Source organism: Nonomuraea insulae, from assembly GCF_042656245.1.
Genome location: NZ_JBHSPA010000034.1, coordinates 44,746 through 69,791 on the forward strand (window position 1 = coordinate 44,746; position 25,046 = coordinate 69,791).

At 66.7% G+C, this 25,046-nt stretch carries 27 protein-coding genes; 10 read left to right on the plus strand and 17 right to left on the minus strand.

Going from position 1 to position 25,046, the window contains the following annotated elements:
• Window positions 1-348 precede the first annotated feature (348 nt).
• Both ACFPZ3_RS29740 and ACFPZ3_RS29745 read right to left on the minus strand, forming a co-directional pair.
• The gene (locus tag ACFPZ3_RS29740) at window positions 349-768 is read right to left on the minus strand and encodes an SSI family serine proteinase inhibitor (protein WP_379517571.1); all 420 of its coding nucleotides are present in this window, start codon (window positions 766-768) and stop codon (window positions 349-351) included.
• 1,314 nt (window positions 769-2,082) lie between these two features.
• Window positions 2,083-2,391: a mycothiol-dependent nitroreductase Rv2466c family protein gene (locus tag ACFPZ3_RS29745; RefSeq protein ID WP_379517597.1), complete on the minus strand. Its 309-nt coding sequence runs from the start codon at window positions 2,389-2,391 to the stop codon at window positions 2,083-2,085.
• 311 nt (window positions 2,392-2,702) lie between these two features.
• Here ACFPZ3_RS29745 and ACFPZ3_RS29750 point away from each other — a divergent pair, with 311 nt between their 5' ends.
• Together ACFPZ3_RS29750 and ACFPZ3_RS29755 are read left to right on the plus strand one after the other, a co-directional pair.
• Window positions 2,703-2,957 carry a hypothetical protein gene (locus ACFPZ3_RS29750; RefSeq protein ID WP_379517572.1) on the plus strand — a complete coding sequence of 85 codons (255 nt, stop codon included), beginning with the start codon at window positions 2,703-2,705 and terminating at the stop codon, window positions 2,955-2,957.
• A gap of 155 nt (window positions 2,958-3,112) precedes the next feature.
• Window positions 3,113-3,886, plus strand: coding sequence for a class I SAM-dependent methyltransferase (locus ACFPZ3_RS29755; RefSeq protein WP_379517573.1), 774 nt, complete (start codon window positions 3,113-3,115; stop codon window positions 3,884-3,886).
• A 74-nt stretch (window positions 3,887-3,960) separates the two neighbouring features.
• Here the strand turns inward: ACFPZ3_RS29755 and ACFPZ3_RS29760 are convergent, their stop codons facing one another.
• The 8 genes from ACFPZ3_RS29760 to ACFPZ3_RS29795 form a co-directional block, all read right to left on the minus strand.
• Entirely contained in the window at window positions 3,961-4,284 is a 324-nt protein-coding gene (locus ACFPZ3_RS29760) for a hypothetical protein (protein WP_379517574.1), read from the minus strand.
• Between the two features lie 334 nt (window positions 4,285-4,618).
• Complete coding sequence (locus ACFPZ3_RS29765; protein WP_379517575.1) at window positions 4,619-5,773, minus strand: hypothetical protein; 1,155 nt, start codon at window positions 5,771-5,773, stop codon at window positions 4,619-4,621.
• A gap of 19 nt (window positions 5,774-5,792) precedes the next feature.
• Window positions 5,793-7,838, minus strand: a complete 2,046-nt coding sequence (gene fxlM, locus ACFPZ3_RS29770; RefSeq protein WP_379517576.1) for a methyltransferase, FxLD system — start codon at window positions 7,836-7,838, stop codon at window positions 5,793-5,795.
• Window positions 7,839-7,889: 51 nt separating this feature from the next.
• Window positions 7,890-8,954, minus strand: a complete 1,065-nt coding sequence (locus tag ACFPZ3_RS29775) for a lanthionine synthetase LanC family protein (RefSeq protein WP_379517577.1) — start codon at window positions 8,952-8,954, stop codon at window positions 7,890-7,892.
• A complete protein-coding gene (locus ACFPZ3_RS29780) occupies window positions 8,951-10,987 on the minus strand; it encodes a lantibiotic dehydratase family protein (protein ID WP_379517578.1) in 2,037 nt (678 codons plus the stop codon). Before ACFPZ3_RS29780 ends, ACFPZ3_RS29775 begins: the two co-directional genes overlap by 4 nt.
• Window positions 10,988-11,067: 80 nt before the next feature.
• A complete protein-coding gene (locus ACFPZ3_RS29785) occupies window positions 11,068-11,256 on the minus strand; it encodes an FxLD family lanthipeptide (protein WP_379517579.1) in 189 nt (62 codons plus the stop codon).
• Between the two features lie 73 nt (window positions 11,257-11,329).
• Complete coding sequence (locus tag ACFPZ3_RS29790) at window positions 11,330-11,662, minus strand: hypothetical protein (protein WP_379517580.1); 333 nt, start codon at window positions 11,660-11,662, stop codon at window positions 11,330-11,332.
• A 182-nt stretch (window positions 11,663-11,844) separates the two neighbouring features.
• Window positions 11,845-12,642: a TauD/TfdA family dioxygenase gene (locus tag ACFPZ3_RS29795; RefSeq protein WP_379517581.1), complete on the minus strand. Its 798-nt coding sequence runs from the start codon at window positions 12,640-12,642 to the stop codon at window positions 11,845-11,847.
• 192 nt (window positions 12,643-12,834) lie between these two features.
• Between ACFPZ3_RS29795 and ACFPZ3_RS29800 the strand changes: the two genes are divergently transcribed.
• Window positions 12,835-13,215, plus strand: coding sequence for an NUDIX hydrolase (locus ACFPZ3_RS29800; protein ID WP_379517582.1), 381 nt, complete (start codon window positions 12,835-12,837; stop codon window positions 13,213-13,215).
• A 180-nt stretch (window positions 13,216-13,395) separates the two neighbouring features.
• Window positions 13,396-14,460, plus strand: a complete 1,065-nt coding sequence (locus ACFPZ3_RS29805) for a helix-turn-helix domain-containing protein (RefSeq protein WP_379517583.1) — start codon at window positions 13,396-13,398, stop codon at window positions 14,458-14,460.
• 49 nt (window positions 14,461-14,509) lie between these two features.
• Here ACFPZ3_RS29805 and fxlM (ACFPZ3_RS29810) read toward each other — a convergent pair whose 3' ends face one another.
• The 6 genes from fxlM (ACFPZ3_RS29810) to ACFPZ3_RS29835 form a co-directional block, all read right to left on the minus strand.
• Window positions 14,510-15,745 (minus strand): methyltransferase, FxLD system, encoded by a 1,236-nt coding sequence (gene fxlM / locus ACFPZ3_RS29810; protein WP_379517584.1) that lies wholly within the window; start codon window positions 15,743-15,745, stop codon window positions 14,510-14,512.
• 225 nt (window positions 15,746-15,970) lie between these two features.
• Entirely contained in the window at window positions 15,971-16,147 is a 177-nt protein-coding gene (locus ACFPZ3_RS29815) for a hypothetical protein (protein WP_379517585.1), read from the minus strand.
• A 143-nt stretch (window positions 16,148-16,290) separates the two neighbouring features.
• Window positions 16,291-17,214 (minus strand): methyltransferase domain-containing protein, encoded by a 924-nt coding sequence (locus tag ACFPZ3_RS29820; RefSeq protein WP_379517586.1) that lies wholly within the window; start codon window positions 17,212-17,214, stop codon window positions 16,291-16,293.
• Between the two features lie 343 nt (window positions 17,215-17,557).
• Window positions 17,558-17,947 (minus strand): hypothetical protein, encoded by a 390-nt coding sequence (locus tag ACFPZ3_RS29825; RefSeq protein ID WP_379517587.1) that lies wholly within the window; start codon window positions 17,945-17,947, stop codon window positions 17,558-17,560.
• 115 nt (window positions 17,948-18,062) lie between these two features.
• Complete coding sequence (locus ACFPZ3_RS29830; protein ID WP_379517588.1) at window positions 18,063-18,758, minus strand: NYN domain-containing protein; 696 nt, start codon at window positions 18,756-18,758, stop codon at window positions 18,063-18,065.
• Window positions 18,759-18,976: 218 nt separating this feature from the next.
• Window positions 18,977-19,684: a hypothetical protein gene (locus tag ACFPZ3_RS29835; protein ID WP_379517589.1), complete on the minus strand. Its 708-nt coding sequence runs from the start codon at window positions 19,682-19,684 to the stop codon at window positions 18,977-18,979.
• Between the two features lie 331 nt (window positions 19,685-20,015).
• On the opposite strand from ACFPZ3_RS29835, the gene ACFPZ3_RS29840 reads away from it, so the two are divergent.
• From ACFPZ3_RS29840 to ACFPZ3_RS29850, 3 genes are all read left to right on the plus strand, one after another.
• A complete protein-coding gene (locus ACFPZ3_RS29840) occupies window positions 20,016-20,411 on the plus strand; it encodes a restriction system modified-DNA reader domain-containing protein (protein WP_379517590.1) in 396 nt (131 codons plus the stop codon).
• Window positions 20,412-20,605: 194 nt separating this feature from the next.
• The gene (locus tag ACFPZ3_RS29845; RefSeq protein WP_379517591.1) at window positions 20,606-21,427 is read left to right on the plus strand and encodes a BtpA/SgcQ family protein; all 822 of its coding nucleotides are present in this window, start codon (window positions 20,606-20,608) and stop codon (window positions 21,425-21,427) included.
• A 7-nt stretch (window positions 21,428-21,434) separates the two neighbouring features.
• The gene (locus ACFPZ3_RS29850) at window positions 21,435-22,508 is read left to right on the plus strand and encodes an SIS domain-containing protein (protein ID WP_379517592.1); all 1,074 of its coding nucleotides are present in this window, start codon (window positions 21,435-21,437) and stop codon (window positions 22,506-22,508) included.
• A gap of 59 nt (window positions 22,509-22,567) precedes the next feature.
• Here ACFPZ3_RS29850 and ACFPZ3_RS29855 read toward each other — a convergent pair whose 3' ends face one another.
• Window positions 22,568-23,380 carry a hypothetical protein gene (locus tag ACFPZ3_RS29855; protein ID WP_379517593.1) on the minus strand — a complete coding sequence of 271 codons (813 nt, stop codon included), beginning with the start codon at window positions 23,378-23,380 and terminating at the stop codon, window positions 22,568-22,570.
• 454 nt (window positions 23,381-23,834) lie between these two features.
• Between ACFPZ3_RS29855 and ACFPZ3_RS29860 the strand changes: the two genes are divergently transcribed.
• Genes ACFPZ3_RS29860 through ACFPZ3_RS29870 form a run of 3 tightly spaced genes read left to right on the plus strand, consistent with a single transcriptional unit; the run spans window position 23,835 to window position 24,976 of the window.
• On the plus strand, window positions 23,835-24,059 hold the full coding sequence (locus ACFPZ3_RS29860) for a hypothetical protein (protein WP_379517594.1): 225 nt from the start codon (window positions 23,835-23,837) through the stop codon (window positions 24,057-24,059).
• A gap of 39 nt (window positions 24,060-24,098) precedes the next feature.
• A complete protein-coding gene (locus tag ACFPZ3_RS29865) occupies window positions 24,099-24,311 on the plus strand; it encodes a hypothetical protein (protein ID WP_379517595.1) in 213 nt (70 codons plus the stop codon).
• Window positions 24,308-24,976 carry a YdcF family protein gene (locus ACFPZ3_RS29870; RefSeq protein ID WP_379517596.1) on the plus strand — a complete coding sequence of 223 codons (669 nt, stop codon included), beginning with the start codon at window positions 24,308-24,310 and terminating at the stop codon, window positions 24,974-24,976. Before ACFPZ3_RS29865 ends, ACFPZ3_RS29870 begins: the two co-directional genes overlap by 4 nt.
• Window positions 24,977-25,046 lie beyond the last annotated feature (70 nt).

Here is a 25,046-nt window from a genome sequence, read left to right on the forward strand (position 1 = left end):
CCGCACTCCGTGTTTACGGACTTATTCCTGCATGGAGGACTCACGGCTCGACGGTTACGTGACACCCGCTCGCTCTTGTTTTGCCCAAATCGGCTGGCGAGGCACGACGAGATCGTTGATCCACCACTCGGCGGGACACCATCCGAACGGTGTCGGGACACGGCTCTACGCCACTCCTAGAAGATGTGGACGCCGTGCATAAACGGGCGCTTCAGCAACTCCAGGGCCGAACATCGTCAAGTACGCGATGGCCGCACCCCCGCCATCACCGCCTCGGCCGCTCCCTGGTGAACGGACCGCGCGCACCAGCCAAACCGCACTCATCACATGAAACCCGGACCGACTTTCTCAGAAACGGAAGACCGGGCCCGTCTTGGCGTAGAGCGCACAAGCGCTGGGAAAAGTCTTCTGCCAGCTGATGGACCGCTCCCTCCACAGGCCGCCCATCGTCGCTGTGACCGAGGCGTTCTCTTCGGTACACCGACGGTTTGGGTTGCTAGGAAGACGGTTGAAGTCGCCGTCAATGGCATCAATGACGGCGCATACGGCCCTGCCATACGGGTGTCCCTCCGTCATGCCTGGACACCGCAGATAGACCGCCTTCAGAGTGGTGTTTCCATGAGCCGTAACGGAGAGAAAGACCGCGTTCGGGCGAGTATCTCCATGGGCGGGAATGGCCACAAGGACGAGGCCAGCGCAAAGACCGGCATTGGCGACAAGCAGGGGCAGACGCATCAACACTCCAGACGCTTCAGTAACGCAAAGCATTCATCACGCTACCTTAAGCTACCGATCTGCGTCTGGTATCCAATCAGTAAGCTGCTTGAGACAAGAGCGCTCAGCGATTGAGGCGCTCTTGCCTGCACAGCGGTCCCCGACGACGGCAGCCTCGCAGCCATCAGGGAAGCGGCTTTCCGGGCAGGGGCGCAGCCATCCGGCGAATCGTACCGAAACGTCAACGTCAGGAATCGGCAAGGCAAGATCCAAGTCGGCAGGCTACCCAAGGTGCCACAGCTACGCTACGCACCGTAACGATCAAGAGCATCGGGGGCCAGCCATGCCCGACAAGGGTGACCAACCGCGTAGGCAAATGTTCGCCAAGATCCTGCTGCTGGCAGGCGGAGCCGCCACCGTCATCGCCGCAGCGATAGCTCTGGGCGGCACTGGGACAGTCAGAACCGACGGTCAGCAGGATTCTTCGCCTCAAGCCGCGGATGCTACGCGAGGCGTCATTGGCCATAATGTCGCTACGCCTTCTCTACCGTGGCGTAAGTCGAACATCTCATCCACCTCCTCCGTACCAGTGTCACTGGCGCTCCCTCACGGGATCGGAAAAGCAGACGACGGACGGGGCACCGCCAAGCACGTGGGCGCAGTCAGAAACCGTGCACACATCCATGAGCCGCACGGCCGCCACGAACTCCTACGCCCACGCCCGCCGGCCAGTCCCGCAGCTGACCGCCCCTTTCCCCGGTCCAGCCCTCGGCAGAAGCACGTACCGAGCGATCCCCGCACAGCCTGGGCCGATCTCACCGAACGCAATGGAGGCCCCTCGCTGATCGACATGAAGTGCGACGAGTTGTTCCCCCCTCGCAAACGTGAGTTCCAGGTGCGCAACATCGCATGCCATCGTCTCTTCGGCTGACAGCCTGCCGTGCGTATTCTCCCAGTTCAGCACCGTAGCGGCCTCAACCCTCCGATCAGGGTGGACAGCATGCGCACGGTTGGCAACGGCAAGGGTCATGACGCCCTGGGACATGGGCTACTCCTTCGTGACAGATACGGACGTGGGCATATCCAGGAGTCCGAGGTGGGGGGTGCCGCCTGGCACCCCCTCGCTGAGGTCGAGTGCCTTGTCGGGTATCGCATTGTGCGAGCGGTACCGGCCCGGACCGGGTGACCGGACCCGTCGAACGCTTTCGCCGGCACGGCACCAGATCACGAGGCACACCGGTCGAGGCTCCGCAGTCGTTGTTCGGCTCCTTGCCGAAACCGAACGCGAAAGCCTCGACGATCGCAGCCTCAGCCGACCTCGGCCAAGCTGTGGTGTCCACTCACTCAACGGACGATTTGACGGTCCGATCACGGCTCCGTTGAGCTCGAAGAAGCCGTCCGGTCCTGGCGACCATGACCAGGCCGTCCGGCAGCTTCACCACAAGGAGCCGGCGTGATCACGGGGTCGAACATGACCATGCCACCGATGCGGAGAACCGGCGTCCCGACATCCAGGCCGACCTCGTTGAGCGCCTCATCGTGCGAGTCTCTGATGAGCTGATCGAACTCCGTGCTCGTGACGGCTGCGGCCAGCGGCTCGGGGCAGACCCGCCTCCGTGAGAACCCCGGCGTGAACGGGTCGGGGCCGTTTCTCTGTACGACACCTACCGTAGCCAGCCATCACGCATGGCTGCGGATGGGGCGAGACCATCGGCTCCTACATCCGCCGTCTGGCCCGGGCCAACCACCTCAAGCCCAGCTACCTGCACGGTTTCCTCGCCAGCCCACCGACGTGGTTCGGCAAGCCGCGTCTCGAACGACTCGCCGTCTTATCCGGACGCGCCCCTCAGGTGCTGCGAAAGACGCTTTCCGACACTGGCCCCGCTCCCGGTCGAGACAAACCCGGCCCTTCCAACAAGCCCAAACGCATCGATAAGGCAGAGCTTTACCGGCGGATCCGTCACGATGCCGAGACCGAGAACTTGTCCATGCGCGCCCTGACCAGGCGCCATCACGTCACCGGACGCACGGTCAAAGCCGCCCTCACCAACCCCGAGCCTCCGGCCCGCAAGCCCTTACCCCGCCGCCCCTCGGCCATCGATCCGGTCCAGCACCTCATCGAGCCCCTGATCGAGAACGGTCACCGCCCTACAGAGATCTGGACACGGCTCATGGACGAGCACGACGTCTCGATTTCCTACGGCCTGATCAGGCTCTATGTCCACAACCAGACGACGCGCTGATCACTCAACCTTCGTTGTCACAACTCAGGGTTCGCTGTTACGGGACAGACGGACAACTGACAACCCACAAACACCGTCAGAGCCATCCGCGCGAAAACCATTGGTGCCCGGCTTGCTCCGCTGATGGACTGACGTCCCTACCGTGAGTCTGCCGCGTGACGGAGGTAGTGGTTGTGACAGGCTATGACGTGCTTGCCGAGGTGTACGAATGGCTCATCTCGGATGCAAAGTTGCCTCCAGCCGAGTTCGCTGCGTCGTTCGATGACGTCCTCAGTCTCCTGCCGTCGAACGCTCACGTCCTCGACTGTTCGTGCGGAACCGGACAGTTGGCGGTTGGCCTCGCCGGTCGTGGCATGCAGGTTGTCGCAACTGACGCCAGCGAGGCGATGGTTCGTCGGACTGCAGAGTTGTCTGAGGAGTTCGGGGCATCCGTCCGGGCCGTACGGGCGAACTGGGAAGAGTTGCCCGACCATTTCCAGGACAACACGTTCGACATGGTGTTCTGCGTTGGCAACTCGCTTCACCATGCCGCGGGCGCGACAGGCAGGGGTGCTGCTCTGGAGTCGATGTCACGGCTTCTGCGCCCCGGCGGGCGCTTGGTACTCACATCCCGCACTTGGGAACTCGTGAGGGCCAGAGGTTCCCGGCTGGAGATCAGTGACCGACTCGTCCGCCGGAACGGTCGCGATGCCGTCGTGGTCTACCGCTGGGAGATTGCGCCGCATTGGGAGGAGGAGCACCACATCGAGATTGCGATCGCGCGAGTTGATGCGACCGGGTTGGTTCTTGTCCGCTCGGAACTGCTGTCCTGCTGGCCCTACCGGTACGAGGAACTCGAAGTCGAGCTGCACCGGGTCGGACTCCAAACGGAACTGAGCACGTTCGATCTTGAGGCCGAGAACTACATGGTGGTCGCGAGCAAGGTATAAACACCGGACTCTCAGTCCCTGGCCGGACCGCGCGGTTGCTCGCAGGACGCTTGCGCCCTCTCATCGGTGCGGGTTCAAGTGGTCAACGCAACGCCTCGGACAAGGAGTACTCGTCGATCAGTCGGCGGTAGATCCGGGGTGACGGTGTGGCGCTGTTTCCTGGTCGCGTCCAGATCAATGAGCAGGGTCTCGTCGATCAGCAGCGTGAACGGATCCAGCTTCGACGGCCGCGCCGAAGCGGTTGTCGTGCGTGGCTGCGGCCAAGCCGAGGTCAGGGCCTTGTTGACCGTGCTCCAGGTGACGCCGTACTTGCACTGCAACGCCCGGTTCGACATGCCATCGCGGGAGTCGCGCCGCAGCGCGGCGTACAACTCGGCCTTCGACTGGCCAGGCGGCATCGGGGGTGCTCCTTTACTGAGCACATCGCGCTTGACACCGCAACCCCGATGGTGACGTCAGAATTCGCGAACGTCTTTCTGGGCCATCACCTGGTGCCGTCAGCTTTCACGACCAACTGACGTCACCAACTACCGACAGAACCAACTGGCCGAGGTCCTAAATGGTCAAGCCACTCTTCTGCCCCGTTCGAGCGGTCAAGGAAGGTCGGCGTCTTCTCCGGCTGGCCCCGGATCGCTGCTCTGTAGGGTCGGCTCGCTGAAGCGGGCGAATAGCCATGCAACCCAGCGCCAGCGCGGCGTACCTCCTGTAGAGGTCCAGCCGTAGTAGCCGCCGTCAGGGCTGGGAGGGAGGTCCATCGCGTGTTCCTGGGCCCCGTGAGAAGCCATCCTGGCTGAGCAGCGCCCGCAGCCGGCTTTCGGCATGACCCACAGCCGCGGCCAGAGCGTACTCGTAGACCTGAGGCAGACGCCCGATTCCGAGCCCTGCCGCGGTGATCACGGCGCCGAGGTTCTGCTGCTGCTGGTCAGTCATGTGGGAGCGCATCCCCTGATGGCCGAGGACATCGCGGGCGGCGTAGGCGTCGGTGGAAGCAACCTCGACAAGCGCTACGCCCAAACGAAAGGCAGATGAGGAGGATCGGCCGGCGATCAGGTCGAGCGCGGTCAAGCCAAGTCGGGCCCGGAAAGCCGCCGTCATCGGTTCGGGCTGAGTGATCAGAGGCAGCACCTCCTGGACGACATGGTCAGACTCCCCCGATGGGGTAGGTGTGTCGGGCGGGCGGCAGGCGACGCGCAACAGCCCCGCGACGGTGTGCTCCCACGATTCCGCAGGGACGGTGTCATCGATCACGGCGGCGGCCTCGCCGGGGAGTCCCTGTTCCATCAGCGCCATGATCTTGAGTTGGCGTCCGTCGAGCAGCCGGTCGCCGATGCCGCGATGGGCGGCCATCGCGTCAGCTGCCTCGCTCCAGCGGCCTTGCTGGGCGAGAGCTCGGGCCCCGTCGATGAGCAGAGCGATCCACAGCTCCGTGCAGAGCGCGCGGTGGCCGTCGCGGCTGTGGATCAGGGGCGTCAGGTCGACGTCGTGGCCGTGGATCACGATGGAGCTGCGCTGCTGGGCGGCGCGGTAGAGCTGGTCGAGCACCTCGTAGGCGGCTTTGCCGTCGCCTTCGCGGATCAGCAACCGGGAGATGTTGATCAGCGGCATCAACGACATGACCGCGCTCTCCCGGTCGAGGCTGCCACTCTCAGCGAAGATCTTGTGCTGTCTCCAGCACAGATCTGCGGCCAGGTCGGGCAGCCCGGCGTCGGAGGCGATGAGCGCGCAGATGTTGAGGACCCCGCAGGCGCGGGCCACCAGGTCGTGGTGGTCGGCACCTGCGGGTTCGATGCTCAGCGCGGTGAGATCGGCGATGCGCGCGGCCAGGGGCTTGCCAGGCGGTTTGGTACGGCAGACCAGCGGGATGCGGGCGGCGATCACCGGGTTCATCACGACGCTTGTGTCCCTTCTACGGCCAGTCGACGACGAGCCGGCTCGCGGGCTTGTCGATGATGAAGCGCGGGTCGGCCGCCTTGAGCTGGTCACGGCTGTCGCCGGTGGCCATGCGGAAGCCGGGGGCGGGAGCCTGGTTGCCGTAGGTGCGGTCCCATTCCTCGATCGCGGTGGCGACCTGCTCGGCGAGGACGGCGGCGCGTGGGCCATGACCGATGACGCCGATCGCCCAGAAGCGTCCCTGGGTGTCTTCTCCTTCGCGGATGGTCAGGTAGGCCAAGGTGTCGCCGTCGAGCGCCGCCATCGAACCCCACGCAAAGTGCGGGGTGAACCCGGCCCGCCGGCCGGGCATCCGGGACAGCCCGTTCGGCAGGACGCAAGCCAGCCACAGATACACCCACTGCCACGGGTCGCCTTGCCGGAACTTCACCCCGGTATAGACCGGGCGGGCAGGGGTGTCCAGGATCATCCGCATCGCCTCGCGGTCGACGCGCTGCTCGCTGAAGGTCTCCAAGTGGACGTCGCCTTCCCCGGCTATCTGGACGCGCGTGTAGAGGTCGTCGCAGATGCCCTTGCGCAGCGGCACGAAGGTCGCCATCTCACACGACACGGTCTTCCAGATGTCGCCGTCGCGCTCGAAGGCGAAGCTCCGGGAGATGCTGCCGCGGATGCGCATCGGGATGACCAGGCGGCCGTCGGGGACGAGCTGGTCGAGCACCGTGGTGGGGATGTCGCCGACGCCCACGGTGAACTGGATGCGGTCGAAGGGGGCGTGCTCCGGCAGCCCGGCCGCGCCGTCGCCGAGCACCGCGGTCACATTGCCGGCCCCGGCGGCTTGCAGGTGGGTGCAGGCGGTGGCGACGAGGTCGGTGTCGACGTCGATCGTCCACACCCGGCCGGTCGGGGCGACCAGGTGGCCGAGGAGTGCGGCGTTGTAGCCGGTGGCCGCCCCGGCCTCCAGGACGTTGTGGCCGGGGCAGGCGCCTACCTGCTCCAGTTGGGTGGCGACGATGGACGGCGCGGAGATGCAGGAGATCATCTCGCCGCCGGCGTCGTGCTTGATCGGCACGGCGTCGTCGACGTAGGCGGCCTCGACGTCGGCGTCGGGGATGAACATGTGGCGCTCGACCGTGCGGAAAGCGTCGATGACCTGCGGGGTGCGCAGGTGGCCGGAGTCGATGTATTTGGCCACCATGGCCTCGCGCAGCTTGGTGGGGTCGACGGTGGTGCTGATGGCGGTCTCCATCCTGGTGAAGGCGGGGGTTACTGGTGCGGACCGGCTGGTAGAGGCGGCCTCCGGTTCGGTATCTCCGAAGGCGGCCTGCCAGCCCAGCCACGCGGTCGCGGCCTGCTCGGCCACGGGCGTGTTGTTCCGGTTGAACGCGAAGATCGCGTGGTGGGCGAGGACGGCGCGCAAACCGCGCTTCAGCTGCCCCTCCTTTGCGAGGCGGGCAAGGCGGCGGCCGGCGTCCTCGAACGCGGCGACACGCTCGACCCAGCCCGGTTCGGGGTGGGGCCGCTGGGCGGCATCGGCGTTCATGAGGCGCCGCATCGTGGTGATCGCCGCCGCCCTGCGAGCCTCGGCGGGCGGGTCGATCGGCGGACGGAGGTCACCGATCTTCGCCCACACATCACCGACCTCGAACGGGTCAAGCCCAGCTGCCCGGTACATCGAGGACAGCAGCAGGATGCACCGTTCTCTGCTGTCGGGGCTGCCGGTCTCGGCCAACGCGGCGGGGCTGTCGGCGCAGAACACCGCGTGGGCGATGGCCATGCCCCACGGGCCGCCGAACGCGTCGGTCTCAGCCTCGTAGATGCCGCCGACCCACCCGGCCGCCATCTCGTCGGCGACGAGCTGGTCGAGCAGGACGTCCACGGGACGGTCCGTGCGCAGCCGCAGCCCTCCGTCTTTGCGCAGGAAGTGGAAGCGCCGTCCGGTCAGCGCGGCCGACAGCCTGGCCGCCGCCTCGGGGCTCACCCCGGCATCGCCGGGGAAACGGATCGTGGCCTGCCACCACTCCGGCTCGGCCGGTGGAGCGAGATTGTCCTCGTAGCTGTCCATGTCGTCGTTGTCGCTCCTGCTCGGTTTGGGGTTCGGCTGTACGGCGGAGGGTTAGTGGATCAGCAGGGCGCAGGTCCAGCCGGTGACGTTGGAGCCGTCCAACGCCAGTTGCGCCCCGGCACGCCCTTCCAGAAACCCCGGCTTGGACAGCTCGCCGATTCCCGCGGCCAGGCGCCGGCGGGCGTGCTGGATGCTCGCGGTGAACCGGTCGGGGGTGGCGCTGTCAGCAGCGAGGGCGGTGGCGACGGTCAGGAGTCCGGCCCAGCCATGGCAGAGGGAGGCATCGCTCACCCGGTCGAGACGGTCGGAGTCGGCAAGGGCCGCCAGGGCGATTTCCTCTGCCCTCTGCCCACGGGCAGGGTCGCCGTGCGCGAGCGCGGCCAGCTGCAGCGCGCGGGCGATCCCCAGGTCCCCGTAGCACCAGGACGGCCGCAAGGCCGGCACCTGCGAAGGCTCGTCGGCGGTGAGCTGATCGACAGTGATCCAGTAGGAGCTGCCGAACTTCTCCAGCCAGGTCGCGAACGTGGTGATGGCGCTGCTCTGGCCGTCGACGCGGATGCCGCGGCGGGCGGCCAGGGACAGCAGCGCCAGCGGTCCGGCGATGCCGTGCGCGATGCCGTTGTTGCCGTGGCCGCCGGGGATGCCCACCTCGTGCGTGGGGCTGTCCGGCGACCACCATCCGGGCAGCATCCGGCCCTCGGTCTCGACCGGGCACGCCAACGACACCAGGTGGGTCAGAATGCCTTCGAGCAGCGGCGAGGAGCCGGGACGGGCCAGGAGGAGCGCCCCCAGCCCGGTCAGTCCGCGGATGAGGTCGAATTCCGCGAGCGTCGGCAGGTGCCGGGCCAGCCGTCGCCGGCGGGCGGCGGCCAGGCGGGCGGCCACGACCCGGTCGACGCCTGCCTGTACCTCGCGGTCGATACGCCCGGCACGGCCGAGGACGAACTCCAGGGCCGGGGCTCCGTGATAGAGGCTGGCGTTGGAGCCGATACTGACCCCGCCGGCGACCGCCTCCTGCAGCAGGGGTCGCGCGGCGGCGAGGTCGGCGTGCTCGATGTGCAGCAGCGCTGCCCCGAGCGCGCCCTCGGCCAGGGCCTGCGTCGCCAGCTCGCTCATCGCTTCGACTCCAGTGAGACGACGATGCTGTGCGCCCGCCCGCCGATCCACCCATCGGCATCCGGCGGCGGCGCCTGCAACAACACCGCGACCGGCTGCCCGCCCAGGTGCGCGCGCAGCAGGTCAACGTCCATCTCCCGCGCCAGGTCCAGCGGCAGATGCTGATCGTCGACGGCCAGCAGCACCCGCTCAGGCACCCCGGCACGGCCACGCCAAGCGTGCAGGCGCTCGGCCCACACCTCCTGGTGCGCCGTACGGCCGGGCAGCGTCTGGGCGCGTAGCTGCCAGCGGGCGGCGACCAGGACGGTGCGGCGGTAGTGCAGGGCCGGGGTGAACGGCAATGTCCACGCGGCGCCCCAGTCCAACCACGTCACCTGCGCGGTGGCGGCGCGGCTGATCTCGGCCAGGAACCGGACCAGCGGCGGCGTGTAGTTGTTCCACAGGAAGTTGATCGCCGTGGGTGCCAGCAGCTCAAGGCGTTCCCCGGTCGCAGCCACCGCCAGATACAGGTGGCCGTCACGGGCGCCGACGACCAGATCACGCGGATGCAGCACGTTCTCTTGTCCGCTGTCTCGGTACTCGCCGACGCTGACCAGCTTCGGCACGACGTGTGGTGCCCGCGTGAGCAGGTCGGCCTCGGCCCGGGTGGGGTGGAACGACAGCTGCGCCGGCACCGCGCCGGGCGCGACGGTGGGCAGAGCGGCATACCCAGTGGCCAGGTCCGGCAGCAGATGCCAGAACCGTCCGGACATGGCGCCGGCCGCGCGGGAGACGGTGTGGACGCGCAGCCGGAAGTCGCCCGCGTCGAGAGCCGCCATCGTCCGGGCCTGAACCTGGGCGCACACCTCGAAGTGGGGCGCGGGCGCGAGATCGGTGAACGGCTCAGCCGCGGCGGCCTCCAGGTCCTCGATCATCGCCTCGGACAAGATCACCGCCCTGTTGCCCTCGACGGCGGCCGTCCCAGCGAGGTCCAGCAGCAGCCGGTCGCGGCGCGACATCGGCCTCGGCGGCTCTGACAGCAGGCCGAACCCGTCCGGCAGGCCCAATCCGCTGCCGGGGTCGGTGAGCTGCTCCACCGCGACCTCGGTCCCCTCGCCGAAGCGGTCGACGAACCGTTCGGCGTAGCGCCGCCAGGCCGGAGTACCGGCGGGATGGGTCGCGAGCCGAGCCAGCACGGTCGCCGCGGTTTCCATCTCGACCGCGACCGTTTCGGGCAGCCGTACTTCGGCGTCCAACCGCACGTCCACTGCCTTGCGGTGGCAGGCGGCCAGGAGTGCGGGCGGCACGACGGCGGCCGGGTCGGTGACGGTGGCGGCGGCACGAAGCCGGGAGCGCAGCAGCCGCGTACGCAGCAGCTCAGCGACCAGCTCGGCCCGGCGGCAGGGTTCGACGTGCGGGAACTCGGCGGCGAGCTTCCCCAGCAGGGCGGCGTACGGGATCGGGGAGCTGGCGGCCTGCAGTACCAGCTCCACCGCCGTCGTTGATGCCAGGGAGAACTCGTCCGCGCCTTCGGCCGGAACATGGACGCGGCCGTCGCGCATGCGGGCGAGGTTGTTGACGCACACCTCGACGTCGGCCATCCGTTCCCCGCAGGTCTCCCACGCGGTGATCGCCGAGTCCAGGGCTGCGGGGTCGGGCCGGTTGACGGCCTTGTGCGCATCCCCGACGCGTACGAGGGACCTGTCGCCGAACTCGACCCGGGCGACACCGGCGAACAGGCCGAACGGGGTGGAGCGGTGCGCGTAACGCAGGGCGTATCGGGCGACGGCGAGCGCGGCGCGTCGGGCCCGGCGGGGGTTGTCCACCTGCCCGTCGAGCACGGCCCGGACCTGGCGGGCCAGGTCCGGGCTGGCGTTGGTGACCGCCTGCCGGAAGGGCTCATCGGCCCACACCGGGGACAGCCACGACCGCCATTGCTCGATCGAGCAGCCCGGTTTCGGCCAATCCGGAAGAGCAGGAGGAGGCACATGCAGCGTGGCGCGCAGCATCCCGGCGCCGATGCGGCGATACCGTCTGATCCGCGTCCGCGTCATTGTGTTCACTCCGTTCCTGTTCACCATCCGGGAAGCGCGGAAGGTCCGGCTCCGGTCGAGAGACAACCGGGCTGATGGGGTTATGACGTGGTGCAGGCGCTCGGACACGAGCTCCCGCACGTGTCGCCGGTGCCACACCTCAGCGACGTGTTGGCCGCCGGAGTGTTCTCCACGAGCTTGATGTCAAGGTTGAACGGGACGAACGCTGCTTCCGCCCCGGCGACCTCGTTCACCTGTTCGGCGCCCTGCTCGATGGTTGAAGTGCTCATTGGCTTCTGCTCCTGTCCTGCGTTGGCGTTCGTGAAGGGAAGGGGTTCAGCGTCGGCGGCTCTGAGAGCGCGATCAACGGCCTGAGAGTCGGCCGGTGTCTTCGATTGGAAGTACAGGCGGCATGCCGGGCGCGTCGACGGCCGAGGAGGGCCTGGCCACGAGGGGTGGAAGGGAACTGCTCTGCCAGTCCGGTGGTGCAACACGGCTCATGAGCTGCCATAACTCATCTGGCGTGGCCGCCCGGAGGATGATGCCGTGATCGCATTCGCCCATGTAGATGGCCACAAAGCGGCGCCAGTAGAGCGAGTACATCAACAGGAACAGCCCACAGGCGCGTTGCTGGAGGTCCATGACATGCCTTCCGGCCACCACGTCGGCGGCGGTATCGGCCTGACCCTGCGGCAAGCCTTCCTCTCCTGGAGGCGTAGGCCGCTGATGGCGCTGTCTGAGGTTCTTCCGGGGAGGGCCGCCATCTGTGCCTGGTATGCGGCGGCGAGCAGACGGTGAGCCGCCGCACGCCCGCCACACGGCGGACGCCACCCAGACAAGGCCCTGCGCACCTGCCCAGCGGGCTGCCACTGAGATCGTCATGGACGATCCCACCCGTCAGAAGACGCTCCCACCATGGAAAGAGAGCGCGGCATGAATCCAGAGGGCAGCACACAGCTAGTCACGGGGTCGCCGAGAACGCGATACATCAGGCGAGATCCCCGAAAACCGCGGCGCCCATGCAGCATGCGCCAGTTGTCCAGCAGGTAGCCCTGTCCTGGCTGCAGCGGCAATACCCGCACATGCCTACTGATCGCGGCGCGCAGCGCTGGAACGGCCTCGACAACGGGGCTGGTGAAATGCTCCAGGCCGTCAAGACGGAGCCGGATCGTCAGCCGGCCGTCCACCGTCGGCTCGAACACCGACCCCCAATAGCCCGGATCGCCGAACCGGACCGTGCCAGGCTGTTTCAATGCCTGCAAAAGGTCAGACGAGCGGCCGCCCAGGTCGGCATAGACGGCGGCCCCGTCCACCACGGAGGACTCGCCCCCGCAATCCGCCGGCTGGACGCACACCAGCATCACCAGCCTGGGCGGCTGGGCCAGCGCCGAAGAGTCCGTGTGCGGCTCCAATTCTCCGGCCCCGAATCCGGCGTAGCCGAGACGATCAGCGACGGAGCCCCGGTCGGCGATCATCGTCACACCGTCCGCCGCGGCGTCCCGGTGCTCCCTCGCAGTCAGCAGCCGCGAGGCGAGCTCAACCACCGACTGCCGGTCGTGCACCCCGTCGAACGTGACCAGACCGTCGCGCGACAACATCGCGGCGGCGCGCACCAGCCCATCACTGTTCGCCAGGCTCACGTAGTGGCTGGCGAAAGCCTCGTGCTCCACCGTCATCACCTCCGATATCTGCCGGGCGGGGAGTCTCGGCTTCAGCGTCCGGTAGACCCTGCGGATTGGACAAGTGACAGATTGTCAACCTCCGGAACCCCGGTCAGCGGTGGTCGACCGTGTTAGGTTCCAGGCACAGCCATCAACGGAGAGAGGCCGCTGCTGATGAATTACCGCCCCCACACCTTTCCTGTGTCGGTGAAGGGCGTGATCGTCCGTGATGGCCAGGTGCTGCTGCTGCGCAACGAACGCGACGAATGGGAACTGCCCGGTGGCAAACTGGAGCTCGGCGAAGACCCGCCAGCTCGCCTGGAGCGCGAGATCAGCGAGGAAACTGGCTGGGACGCGCAGATCGGGCCGATCCTGGATTCCTGGCAGTACCACATCCGCGACGGCGTCGACGTGCTGATCGTGACCTACGGCGCCACGGTGACCACCGACAAGCCGCCGGTGCTCAGCCACGAGCACAAACAGGTCGGCCTGTTCGCTGAGCAGGAAGTGGAGAACCTGCGGATGCCGCAAGGCTACAAGCGGTCCATCGCCGACTGGTTCTCCAGGCTGCGTGATCCAGTGAGGTAGCTCATGCTGTGTGCCGCGTGCGAGACCGTCGTCGACGACGGATGGAACGCCTCCCGCCTGTGCCCGGCCTGTCACGTCATCAGCGGCGCCCCACTGCCCAGCCTCGCTTCTACCGGGTCACCGCTCTGGCTGTGGACATCGCCGTCCGCGAGCCCAGCGCTGGCCTCAGGCAACCTGGCAGTGATCATCAAGGCGTACCGACACACCGCGCAGGTCACTCAGTCCGCCCTGGCCTCGGCGCTCGGGTACGACACGACCTACATCTCGATGATCGAGAATGAGCGGCGCGTCATCACCGACGTGCCCACCCTGCGACGGGTGGCACACCATCTGGGGCTGCCCCCACACGTGCTCGGTGTCACCGACCCTGCGGACGCCGACTTCATCTCTATGATCAAGTTTGGCGAATCCACCATCCGCCTGGCTTCGGTGGCGCGCGAGTCAGGACACAGCGCCGAGGCCATCAACGAACTGTGGCCTCTGGTCTGGCGACTCGAAGCACGGCTTGCCCAAGGGCGCGCCGACCGTGCCGCCGCGCAACTCCTCGGACAAGCCCGCGCCATGCTCGGCGTCGCCCTCGGTGACGTTCTTCCCGAGGAAAGCCTCGCAGCCGCTGCGCGCTGGACCGGCCGCGCGCTCCTCATCGCCCATCGCCTCGACGACGTCGCTCTTCTTGCCCGTGCTCTACGCGTCCATGGCAACGAACTACGCAAGATCGGAAAGAAGCCGGCAGCCGCAGCTCGGCTGCAGCGAGCATCCGACATCGCTCCAGCATCCGAACGCGGCGCAGTCCTCATCCCTCTGGCTCGTACGCTCGCCGAACTCGGCAACGTCGAGCACTTCGACAACGCGATCATTGACCTGCGACGCTTCGTTGACTCCCACCACGGCACGCCACTGGTCAATCCCTTCGTCCTACGAGAAGTCCACCTCCGCGGGTTGCTCGCTACAGGCCGTCTACAGGAAGCGGCGCGTCTGGCAGAAGCGGACACACCGGATGCGGCTGGTGTCGCGCCGCAATGGCAGACGATCGAACGCGTCACCGTCGCCGAAGTCTTCCGCGCCACGGGCGACAAGACCGCAGCCTCCCAAGCACTTCTGCAATCGATCGCGACCGCGGAGAACACACGCCTTCCTCATCAGATCCAACGCGCCATGCGAGCCGCACGAGGAGCCCTGCCAGAAATCGAGGAGGCCGGCGCAGCAGCTCTGCAACGCCTGTACCTCACGTTGCCGGCGGCCTAATGACTCACCGGCCTCGCCCTCAGCGTGATAGCCCCGGAGTCCGATCCGATCACGTCAGCCACTGCATGAGCAGCTGCGTGTGGCGCTTGCGGAAGACCCTGCCGACGGCGGGTTCGGGAATCGCGGCGTCCACGGGGTAGAGGGTGAAGCAGGGTCCGGAGCGGTGCCGCCAGTCACGATCCCAGGTCAGCACGTGCTCGTGCAGGCGGTCGGCCAGATCGGCGCCCTGTGGGCCGTGTCCGTAGATGCCGAATTCATGCCGGACCTTGCCGCTCTGATCGTCGCGGTGGGCTTCGCGGGCGGTGAGATAGGCGAAACTGTCGGGCGCGATGAGTGCCGGGCAGAACCAGCGCGCGGCGGTACGAACGAGGGCGCATTCACTGGCGGGGTCGCGGTAAATGTGCCCGAACAGATCGTCTTCGGTCACAATCCACAGGTTCAGCGTCTCGAACGACTCATGACTGTCGACCGTGACGCCCGTCCACAGCTCCGTCCGGTCCGCCTCCAGCGCACGATTGAGCGCGGCCTCGTCAAGTTCGGCTCCGCCGTCGATCGTCAACGAGACGGCACCGCCGGCCAGCTCGGCTTCCTGAGACCGGTGGGCACCCTCACCTTGTAGGGGGACGAACCCGCACACGGTCGGATCATGGCCGACAAGCCGATCTCCTTCCTGGACGAAGGTGATCGACCTGGTGGTCGACTTGAAGATCAGCGGAACGACCAGACGACCGCCCGGTGCGAGCAGTCCGGCCCACGGGCAGTCCCAGACCCCGACCGTCACCAAGATGGCGTCGAACGGGCCAAGGTCGTTGACGGCGTGTTCGGCATCGCCGAGAACGACCTGTACCTGCGTGTAGCCGGTCCCGGCGAGGAACCTGGTCGCTCGTTCGCACACCCAAGGGTCGATGTCGACGGTGACGACGTGCCCTTCAGGTCCAACGATCTCGGAGATGACGGCGGCGTTGTAGCCCCCGGAACCTATCTCCAGCACCCGATCGCCCGGCCCGATCCGTGCCGCCTCGATCATCTGCGCCTGAAGCCACGGCGCACTGACAGAGCTGGTAGCCCTCCCGCGGTCGTTGAACCGGGTCCGGATGACCTCATAGACCGCGTAGACAGCCTTCAGACTCGTGGCTTCCGGGCCGAAAACCTCACGGGGAACCTTGAGAAACGCCGCCGCCACCTCGGGCCGGCGAATCGAGCCTTGCTCCAGCAGTGCTGCGACCATCGCAGAGCGGAGCTGCTGCGCGGACTCGGAGGTGACGGTCTCTGTCGGTGTCGGCACCTCCCAGACCCTAGCTTCGACCTCTGATCTTTCTCAGCGACTCGCCCCAGGAGACCTCCAGTTCCTGACCAGGCTCCCCGCAGGCAAGGAATGCCCTTCCCCTGCGGCCCGAATCGACCTCGCCGCCGAAGGCATAGGCCCCACCTTCTACCCTGGCCGCTGGTATCACCCCGACAGGGCGGCCCAGTTCGACCAATCGCTGGAAGCCAGGTCCTTGTTCGTCCGTCAGGAGGCTACGCCGGTGTGCTCGGACACCAAGCGCCGCACCTCGGACAAGGCCTGTGCTCGGACGACGATCTTCCAGATCTGCCAGCGACGGGGCGACGACAGCGCGACGGCCATCGCTAACTGCTGCACCTCGGTCTGGAGCCGGTCGCGCTGCCTGTCCTGCTCGACGGACATGTTGCCCGCTTCCGGGTGAATCAAAGACCGGCGCTGGGGCGTCCTACCGAGGGAGTCGCCGCGAGTGTTCTATCCGATCTGGTGGGACGACCGTCATCGCTTTCAACCGATAGACCACGATTAGCCAGCGAGATCGGCATGGGCTACTGGACGATGCATCGCCACGTGCCGCGCGACAACTGGACGGCGCCGTTGGACTCAATCACAGCCTGAGCCCCATATGCCGGCATGCTTCCCCGAAGGAGCCAGTCGTGGCGGACCTCGTCCCATAGGTCCCACAAGCGTCGCGGGCCGCCCTGAACGACCGGCGACGGCTCATCGGCGCAGGCAGTGGCGCGGGCCCAGGAACCATCTGGGTGCGACATGCGTATGGTGTGCCGTCCGTCGGCGTGTTCTTCGTACTGGTGCCGGACGCCTGGCGCTGCGAGTTCCAGCATGACAGCCAGATCGCTGAACGGCCGGATGCGCGCCACGGGAAAGCGGCTCATGCCCTCCTCCCCACTGGTGTCCTCGGTGACGGCCGGTACAGCCTCGCGCGGGTTCTGGCTGGGCGTGTCGGCGGCCGTGAAGATTCCACGGTCCCATGCGATCTGGCCATAGGCTCGCCCGTCGGTGTTCTTAACCGCGCAGAGAATGAGTGGAGTTGCGGCGATCTTGGTCACCAGCCGGGCGCCGGGCCGCAAGGCCGTCAGCCACGACGTAGGAATCGGACGCACTCCCGTCATGGACACGATCCGGTCGTAAGAGCCCGGCAGCGGCCCCGTCCCGTCCCCGATGAGCAGCGTCGGCCGCAGCCCCAGCGCATCCAGGCGACCGGCCGCAGCGTCCGTCAGGTACGTACTGATATCTATCGAGGTGATCAGCTCGGCACCGAACCGGTGGGCGGCAAGGGCAGCCGGATAGCCCGACCCCGTGCCCACAATCAAGATGCGCGCCCCATCCTGTATCTGAGCGTGGCGCAGCAGCCGCAGAACCAGACTCGGCATCGCCGAGGTCGAAGTAGGCCTACCGGTCAGGACAGTGCCGTCAGCGGCGAGGTCAGCATGCTTGCGCACCACCTCGGTCACCAAGGAAACGTTGCGGTAGACGGCCCGCGCCCATGCGTCCGGGTTCGCTGCGCCGTCACGCACCTGCCAGACACCCCACGGCTCGCCCTCCGGAGTGCTCCACCACCGGGGCACTAACATATGTCTTGGGACCGCCGCGACGACCGGCCGCCACCGGGAACCCTCCTCGGTGACTTCCGCGGCGAGTCGCTTGCTATGTCTCCGCCACCGCATGCGGCCTCCTCATCCGGCAAGCCAATGCTGCCTCCCGCGACCGCATGTAGCGGGTTGCCCAATATCGCTACCCTCTGGACCTGCGCCCGGCCTGACAGGATCCGCGGCCTCCGGCGGCTCGGCGACGTCATTACTCACCAGAAGCCCCCGGCTTGGCAGCGTCCCACTCCTTAAGGACGGCCTGAAGTCTCTCCGCGACTACGGGATCCACGCCCCGGCGCTGGGCGGTGTAGCGCAGGTACTCCTCAGCGCCCTGGATCAACCCCGACCGTGGGTTCATGAGAACCCTCGCGACGTGCGTTCCGGGTGCCCCGATGTGGCACCAGGCATCGAAGTCACGGCGTGAAGGCTTGGGCTCGCCGGTAGAGTTGACGGCAGGGAGGTGGCCCTCCACATAGCCGCCGCCCGGCTCATGGCACTGCCAGGAGACCTTGAGAGCACAGGGGCACGCGATGGTGCCGTTCATCGCGGGGAATCGGCGCTGCCACTCCTGGTCCAGGTCGTAGGCGTCTGCGGCCAAGGAAATGAACCTGTCACACAGGCAGCACGTGATACGGAATTTCGGGCGCACCATATGCAGTCTCCCTCTGGGGCTATCTCGTCGAAAACCGGGTCCTGAACCGGTGTCTCGCCGATCAACGGGACACCTGTGCATGCCTGTGTGTCAGGCGCCGGACCAGGACCGCTCCCACGGAGACACCCGCGCCAAAGCACACTCCGGCCGCCCACACCCCCAGCCCGGCCATCGCCGCATGTATGACGGCGGACCGCCGGACGCCGCCGTTTCCGGACGGAGGGCCAGCAGCCTCCAGGGCTGCAGGGTGCTGTACACGGTCGACGGGCCCGGCGGCCATTGTGCGAGCCTGTCTCGGCACAGCGAGTGTGACGCGAGCACGAGGCGTCTGCCCGGCGGTGCCGGGCAGACGGTGCACGCGTGTGGCCCGTCGCTGCAGCCGTTGGCTGATCTTCTGGTTCTGCCGGACGACGACCTCCAGCGTGCCCAGGTCGGCCACCGCGGCGAAGTCCGCGTCTGCGGAGACGACCACGAAGCGGCGATGCCCTTTGGCGGCTTCCTCGCGGGCCAGGTCCAGCAGTGCCTTGTCGGCGCTGTTCTTCCCAGTCTTGGCCAACCTGGTTTTCACGCCGTGAGCCTTGAGGACTTTGCGGCTCGGTTCCGACGGCAGCGTGGCCGGGTAGGCCGCCCAGCACACCGCGATCGGCTCGGCGAAGGCCCGCACCGCAGTCAGGCGGGATGCCAGCAGGTCCGGGCCGGGGTTCACGCCGATCACGTTCTCCAAGTCCCACAGCACCACCGCGCGCTCGTTGCCCATGCCGCCATCCTGCCGTGGCCGGAGGGATCGGATCCGCGTTTTCACCAGCCTGCTCATCGAATGTGCTCGCCATGTTTCGTACGGTGCGCACATCATGCCAGGATGAGCAAAATGGAGGATAAGTCACGAGCCATTCTGTGATCAGCAGCCCCGCGGAGATCATAGATGACAGCCAGAGGGACGCGGGACGCCATGGCCCTCGGAGGCCCTCCGATACGTCACCCTGTCCTGGGCTGCACATCACGGCGTGCAGGTCGTATATAGGGTTCGCGAGCGAGGAAGCCGCGATACGCATGGGTTATCGTGGCTTCGGCTTGAGCCGTTGAAACCTCTGGGACGCTGATGGCCGGCCATGACTGTGCTTTGACGAACCGGCGTACTTCGTTGAGGCGGGCGAGGGTCGTTGGGCCGATGCGGCGTGACTCGCTAACGGCTGTCGCGGCAGCCTGTTTCAACGCGGGTGATAGCCGCTGAAGTTGGAGGGGGTCGAAGATGGCGATCAGGAATTCGTCGGTGAATGGAGGCTCGGTGCACAGACCGACGTGTCCGGCGTAGCTGACAAGGAACGCCTGCCCTCCCGTAGCGGCTCGCGCGACTCTCTCCCAGTTGAGGCTGAGCAACCACCGCGAAATCCCTTGGCTCACGGCGTCCGGGTCAGCGGTGTTCATGGCCTTGACCCGCGGTGGGACTACCGTCCAGTACTCCTCCTCGGCATCTATGCGCGCCTCATCCATGTGTTGCACGAGGATGGCCGCGATCTCTGCAGGGAAAACGAGACATACCGGCGCAGTCGCGGGTTCACCGACTCGCAGGGTAAAAACGCCGTGGCGTTGGCCGATTTCCGTAGCATCAGCCACTACACAACGGCGCCCCTTCGACTGGCGCTGCTTTCGATTCCGGCTGCTTTTCCCATAAAGCACCTCCACCTGTCACCTAACACGAGCTGACCCATCGCCGCACCGCGTACAGGATGACAGGAAGCTCCCTCATTTTCTACCAGCAGGAAATAATGTTCCGCTGCTGGCCGCACAACGCGAAGCTTTGCTCAAGACCGACAAATTCTGCGTGCTAGCCGAGACGGCATGCGCCGCTCATAGTCGACAGCTTTCTGCCCGGCCGCCAATCGGACGACACTTACTCCTGCAGTGGACACAACATTCTGCAATTTTCGACAGCTCAGCCAGGATATGACCAACTACAACCCGCTACGAGCTGTTCCCGGCATGCTTCAGGGATCTTGACATACGGGAGATCAACATGCCGACAGTCGAAATCAGTGATCAAACACTGGCAGCACTACACGAGCGGAGCTGCTCCGAGTGCGGAGTAGATATCGTACTCAGAGAAATTCTTGGGCTACGCCCACCACGTGACCGGCGATTGCCTCTCGATATCACCCTCATCCCCCTTCTCAATGCCGGTCTGATCGTGAAAGAAGATGAGTTCATCTGGCATCGGGAACGGCTCAAACACCAACATCATGCCACGGTGACTGCGGACGGACTACTGCGGTTGAGAGACGGCAGCCTGCATCGCACCCCTGACCGGGCCGCAAGTGTTCTTGCCGGCTATCCAATTTACTCCTGGCGTCAATGGCATCGCATAACCGATGGCGCCAGGCTCGTCGACCTGCGCGACGCCCTGGTGAGGTAGACGACGCAACATCGGCATCCCAGCGGTAGCCAAGGAACGGATCGCGCCAGTGCGGGACCGCAGAGCAATCAGCTCACCGATGAGGTCTATCGGAGTCTGCTTCGCGATGTCATGGTGAAAGGTGCTCCGCAGATCTTGGGCGGCGGCGCCCATCGGCGCGCTGCCGTACGGACGTGAGGCGACGGGAGGCACACGTGCCGGCCGATCAGGGCACTCCCTGGCTTGGTCAGGGCAAGCTGGTACTGGGCATGATCCACTTGCAGGCTATGCCGGGCACGCCTTACCACCGTGACGGCTCCTTCCAGGAGACCCTTCACACCGCGGTGCGATCCGCGCGCGCACTGCGAGAGGGCGGTGCGGACGGCTGCCTGATCCAGACGGTGGACCGGGTGTACGCCGCCGGCGAGAACAGCGACCCGGCGCGGATCGCCGCGTTGAGCTTGATCACACGAGCGGTGGTGGAGGCGGTCGGGGCAGGCTTTCGGGTGGGGGCGCAGTTGATGCGCAACGCCGTCCGCTCCTCGCTGGCCGTGGTGAAGGTCGCGGGCGGCTCCTTCACCCGGGTGAGCGCGCTGGTGGGAGCGACCATGTCGCCCAGCGGCCTGGTGCAGGGCGACCCCTTGGCAGTGATGGACTACCGCAAGAAGATCGACGCCCATGATGTGAAGATCATCGCTGAGGTGGAGTCGATGCATTTCACCTGGCTCGGCGGCGGCAAGACCGTAGCCGAAGTCGCCTCCGCGGCCTGGCAGGCAGGCGCGGACGCGGTCTCGCTCTGCCACACCGACGACAACACCACCATGGAGATGATCGCCGCAGTCCGCGCGGCCTGCCCGGGACTGCCGATCATCCTGGCCGGACACACCCACCACGGCAACGCCGCTCGCCTGCTGGGATCGCAGCAAGGAGCCGACGGAGCGTTCGTCGGCACCTGTCTGGAGACGGACGGATGGGGCAGCGCCATCGACCCCGACAAGGTCAAGTCCTACGTCGCGTCCATCCGCGAACGAAGGTGAGGACGACGTGAACGCCCCCTACCGGCTGGAGGAGATGCCGCGCCAGGTCAAGGCGCTGGCCGACGACGTGCGCGGCCTGGTCACTCCACTCGCCGACCAAACACGAGCCGTCATCGCAGCGGTGGACGTGGCGGACATCTCTCATGTCGTGCTGACCGGCAACGGAGACTCCTACCACGCGGCCCTGGCCGCCGAAATGGCCTTCACGTCCCTGGCCGCGGTGAGATGTACGCCGCTCAGCACCCTACGCCTGCTCAAGTACGGCCTTCCCACCGCGCCAGAGGCAGCTCGCGGTACGCTCGTCGTGGCGATCTCCGCTTCCGGTGGCAACGTCCGAGCCCTCCAGGTGCTCGCCCGCGCGCACGAGGCCGGCGCTCGCACCCTGGCCGTCACCTCCACCCCCGGCAGCCCGTTGGCGCAAGCGGCCGACCACGCGCTGCTCGCTCCCCTGACGGGACTACGGCCCTGCCCAGGCATACGTACCTATCAGGCCAGCCTGCTCGGCCTGTTCCTCCTGGCCATCGAACTCGGCTGGGTACGCGGCCACCACACGGCGGCACAAGCCGAGCAATACCAGGCAGAGCTGTCCGCAACCAGCGACGCCATCGAAGCCACCCGCTCGGCCATCGCACCCATCTGCACGCAACGCGGCTCAACGCTCGCGGACGCGCCGGTGGTGATGATGCTGGGCTGCGGCCCCGGCTACGGCGGCGCCCTGTTCGCCGCCGCGAAACTGGTCGAAGCCGCAGGGTTGTTCGCCGTCGGGCAAGACCTTGAGGAATGGGAACACGTCGAGGCCCTCGCTCAACCCCGCGATATGCCGACCATCATCCTGGCTACTCCGGGATACAGCCACGAGAGAGCAGTTATCGTCGCGGAGCAGGCCCGCAGCATCGGCCGGACGGTCATCGCGGTGGCCGACGCTGCCGACACCGACCTCGTCAAGCTGGCCGACATCATGCCTCTGCATGGGGCCGGACGCGAGGAATTCTCGCCGCTCCTGACGCAAGTCTTCGCGGGCCAACTGGCCTACGAAACGGCCCGGCAACTCGACCGCGTGCCATTCTCGACGAAGCACTGATCGTGCAGCGGCGCGATCACATCCGCTGAGCTGAGGTCGAGGCCCGTGGACTGAGCATCTCAACAGCGGGATGCCGTCGAGGGCTTGGAGGCTGTCGCGATGCCGCGCGGCCCGGGGCGCAGGGACCTCTTCGTCTCGGTGAATGACAGCAAGCCGTGCTCGCCCAGGTGGTGGATGGCCGCATCGACCTCAGGGCGGGACCACCCGAAGGTCGCCCCGACCTCTTGCCAGGTGGGGCCGACATCGCGCCGGGCGACAAAGTTCGTGACGAACGCGACAACCTCGCTTGTCCGACCAGCGAGATCGTCAGGCACTTGAGATCTCTGAGCCAGGACCTCCCGCTCGACGGCCTCCGGAGTGGGCAGCTCACCGCGGCTGACCAACGCCTGCCAGCCCAGTACTTCCCGGCGGGTGACATGGCCGATGCGCTGGACCCACGGCGCGAGCCGATCGATCTGGAGCAGGGTCACCGGCTGGCCCAGAATGTCCAGCCAAGCCATCGCCACAGCCGGACGCGGCAGCTTGATCACGCGCTGGCCGCGGCCCCGCCCCATCTGCATGACCTTGGCAGCCCACTGCTCCGGCTCGGCCTCCCCCGCGCGTCGCGCGTATTCGGTCAGGCACGCTGTCCAGGCAGCCAACTTGTCGTTGATGGTCTCGGGAGTGGGCATGACCCCCTTGCGGGCCAGGCACTCGACGGCCATGGACTTCCAGGAACCGCTCGGGCAACTGCCCGCGTGCTCAGCTACGGCCGCCACCAGTTCCGGCGACGGGTTGGTCACCCCCGCGCAACGCAACCAGTATCGGGCATGTCGCTGGCGCTCACCGGGAGATTTCGAGCACCGCTGATCCTCCGGACGCAAGTTCATCATGAGCGTCACACCTATCGAACCGGGGGTGCTCCTTCACAGGGACACGCCGTCCATGGCCGCTGATCAGGGGATTGTGACATGGGCTTTCCGCATATTTGGATAGCCGATCCTGCGAGTCCACGTCACTCTCGAATGTCATTACCGATCGCCTTGGATTCCGGGTCATGTGAGGACCTCGGGTGCATCTTCGAGAGCGGCGATCTGTAGGCAGCCATGTGCGTGTGAGGTGCCTGGTGCCCAGCCCTCATCACGCCGGACAGCTTCGCCTACCTCACCCTGCGGCCCATGCAGCATGAGAACACTGACCACCGCTACGAGTTCGGCATCATCGGCCATGGCCGCCGTGGCGGGTGCACTCGCCGAGCGGTTCATAACACACGTCCAGACCTGGGACCAGAAGTGGCCAGGAGGCGCTGGCCCCCCATCGCTGTGTTGGACGAAGCCGCCCAGGAGTATGAAGACGCTGACAGTGGATGACCAGCTCTCACCACGCGATACGACGCGGGCCCGGCTGTGGCTCGGAACCGCCTTGAGCAAGTACGACGACGCCGCCCGACTGATGATGACCGCCATCCGTGAGTTCGAGAGCCTTGGCGAACCCGAGGGCTGGCCGGTCGCGCATCAGAAACTCGCTCTGGCCCACCGGGGCGGGGAAACCTCACGGAGGCGCTACGCGTGATCGACCTCGCCCGCGCCACCCACCGTCACCGATGCGCCCATGCAACAGGTCCGGCTGGAGACGGCGTACGGGCACATCCTGCTTTCCTGTCGGACCACCGTGGATGATGGGCTGATGATCCTCGACCGTGCCGCACGCGAGGCCGCACAGCACGGGCTCACGCACCAACTGCGCAGCATCGAAGGCATCCAGCGGACCACCGCGGGGGAAACGCGTCACCCCCGCCACGGCGACCAGGGAGCAGCCAAGTGAGCGTCAAGCTGCACGTCATTACCGACGAGCAATGGCAGCACACCCGCACCATCTGGGACTACCACCAGATGCACCACGACCTGAGCCGGTGCGACGTGGCCATCGGCCTGGGCAGCCACGATCTGGGAGTCGCACGAGCGGCCGCCGAACTTTACCGCGCCGGATGGTTCCCCCTGCTCGTCTTCTCCGGTGCCACCAGCCCCACCACCGCAGCACGCTTCCCCCGAGGCGAAGCTGTCCACTACCGCGAGCACGCGCTCGAACTCGGCATTCCCGACGAGGCAATCCTGCTGGAACCGAACGCCACCAACACCGGCCAGAACATCAGCTTGTCGCGGCAAGTGCTGGCAGAGGCCGGAGTCCAGCCCAGCTCCGTCCTGCTCATCTCCAAGCCGTACATGGAGCGCCGCGCCTACGCCACCGCACGAAAGGCCTGGCCCGAGATCGAGGTGGTGTGCGCCTCCGAGTCGCTGGAGCTGGACGGCTACATCCGCTCGATCGGCGATCCGAAATTGGTCATCGACATGCTCGTCGGCGACCTTCAGCGTGTGATCGAGTACCCCAGGCTCGGCTACGCCATCGAGCAGCCCGTCCCAGGAGAGGTCCATCATGCCTACCAGGCTCTTCTTCGCGCCGGATTCGACAGCAGGCTCCTCACATCGTGATTCGCCGAACGGGCCGGTGTGCGCCATCCACTAGACCAACCTCTTCCTGAGATGCCCGCCTTCTTCCGGA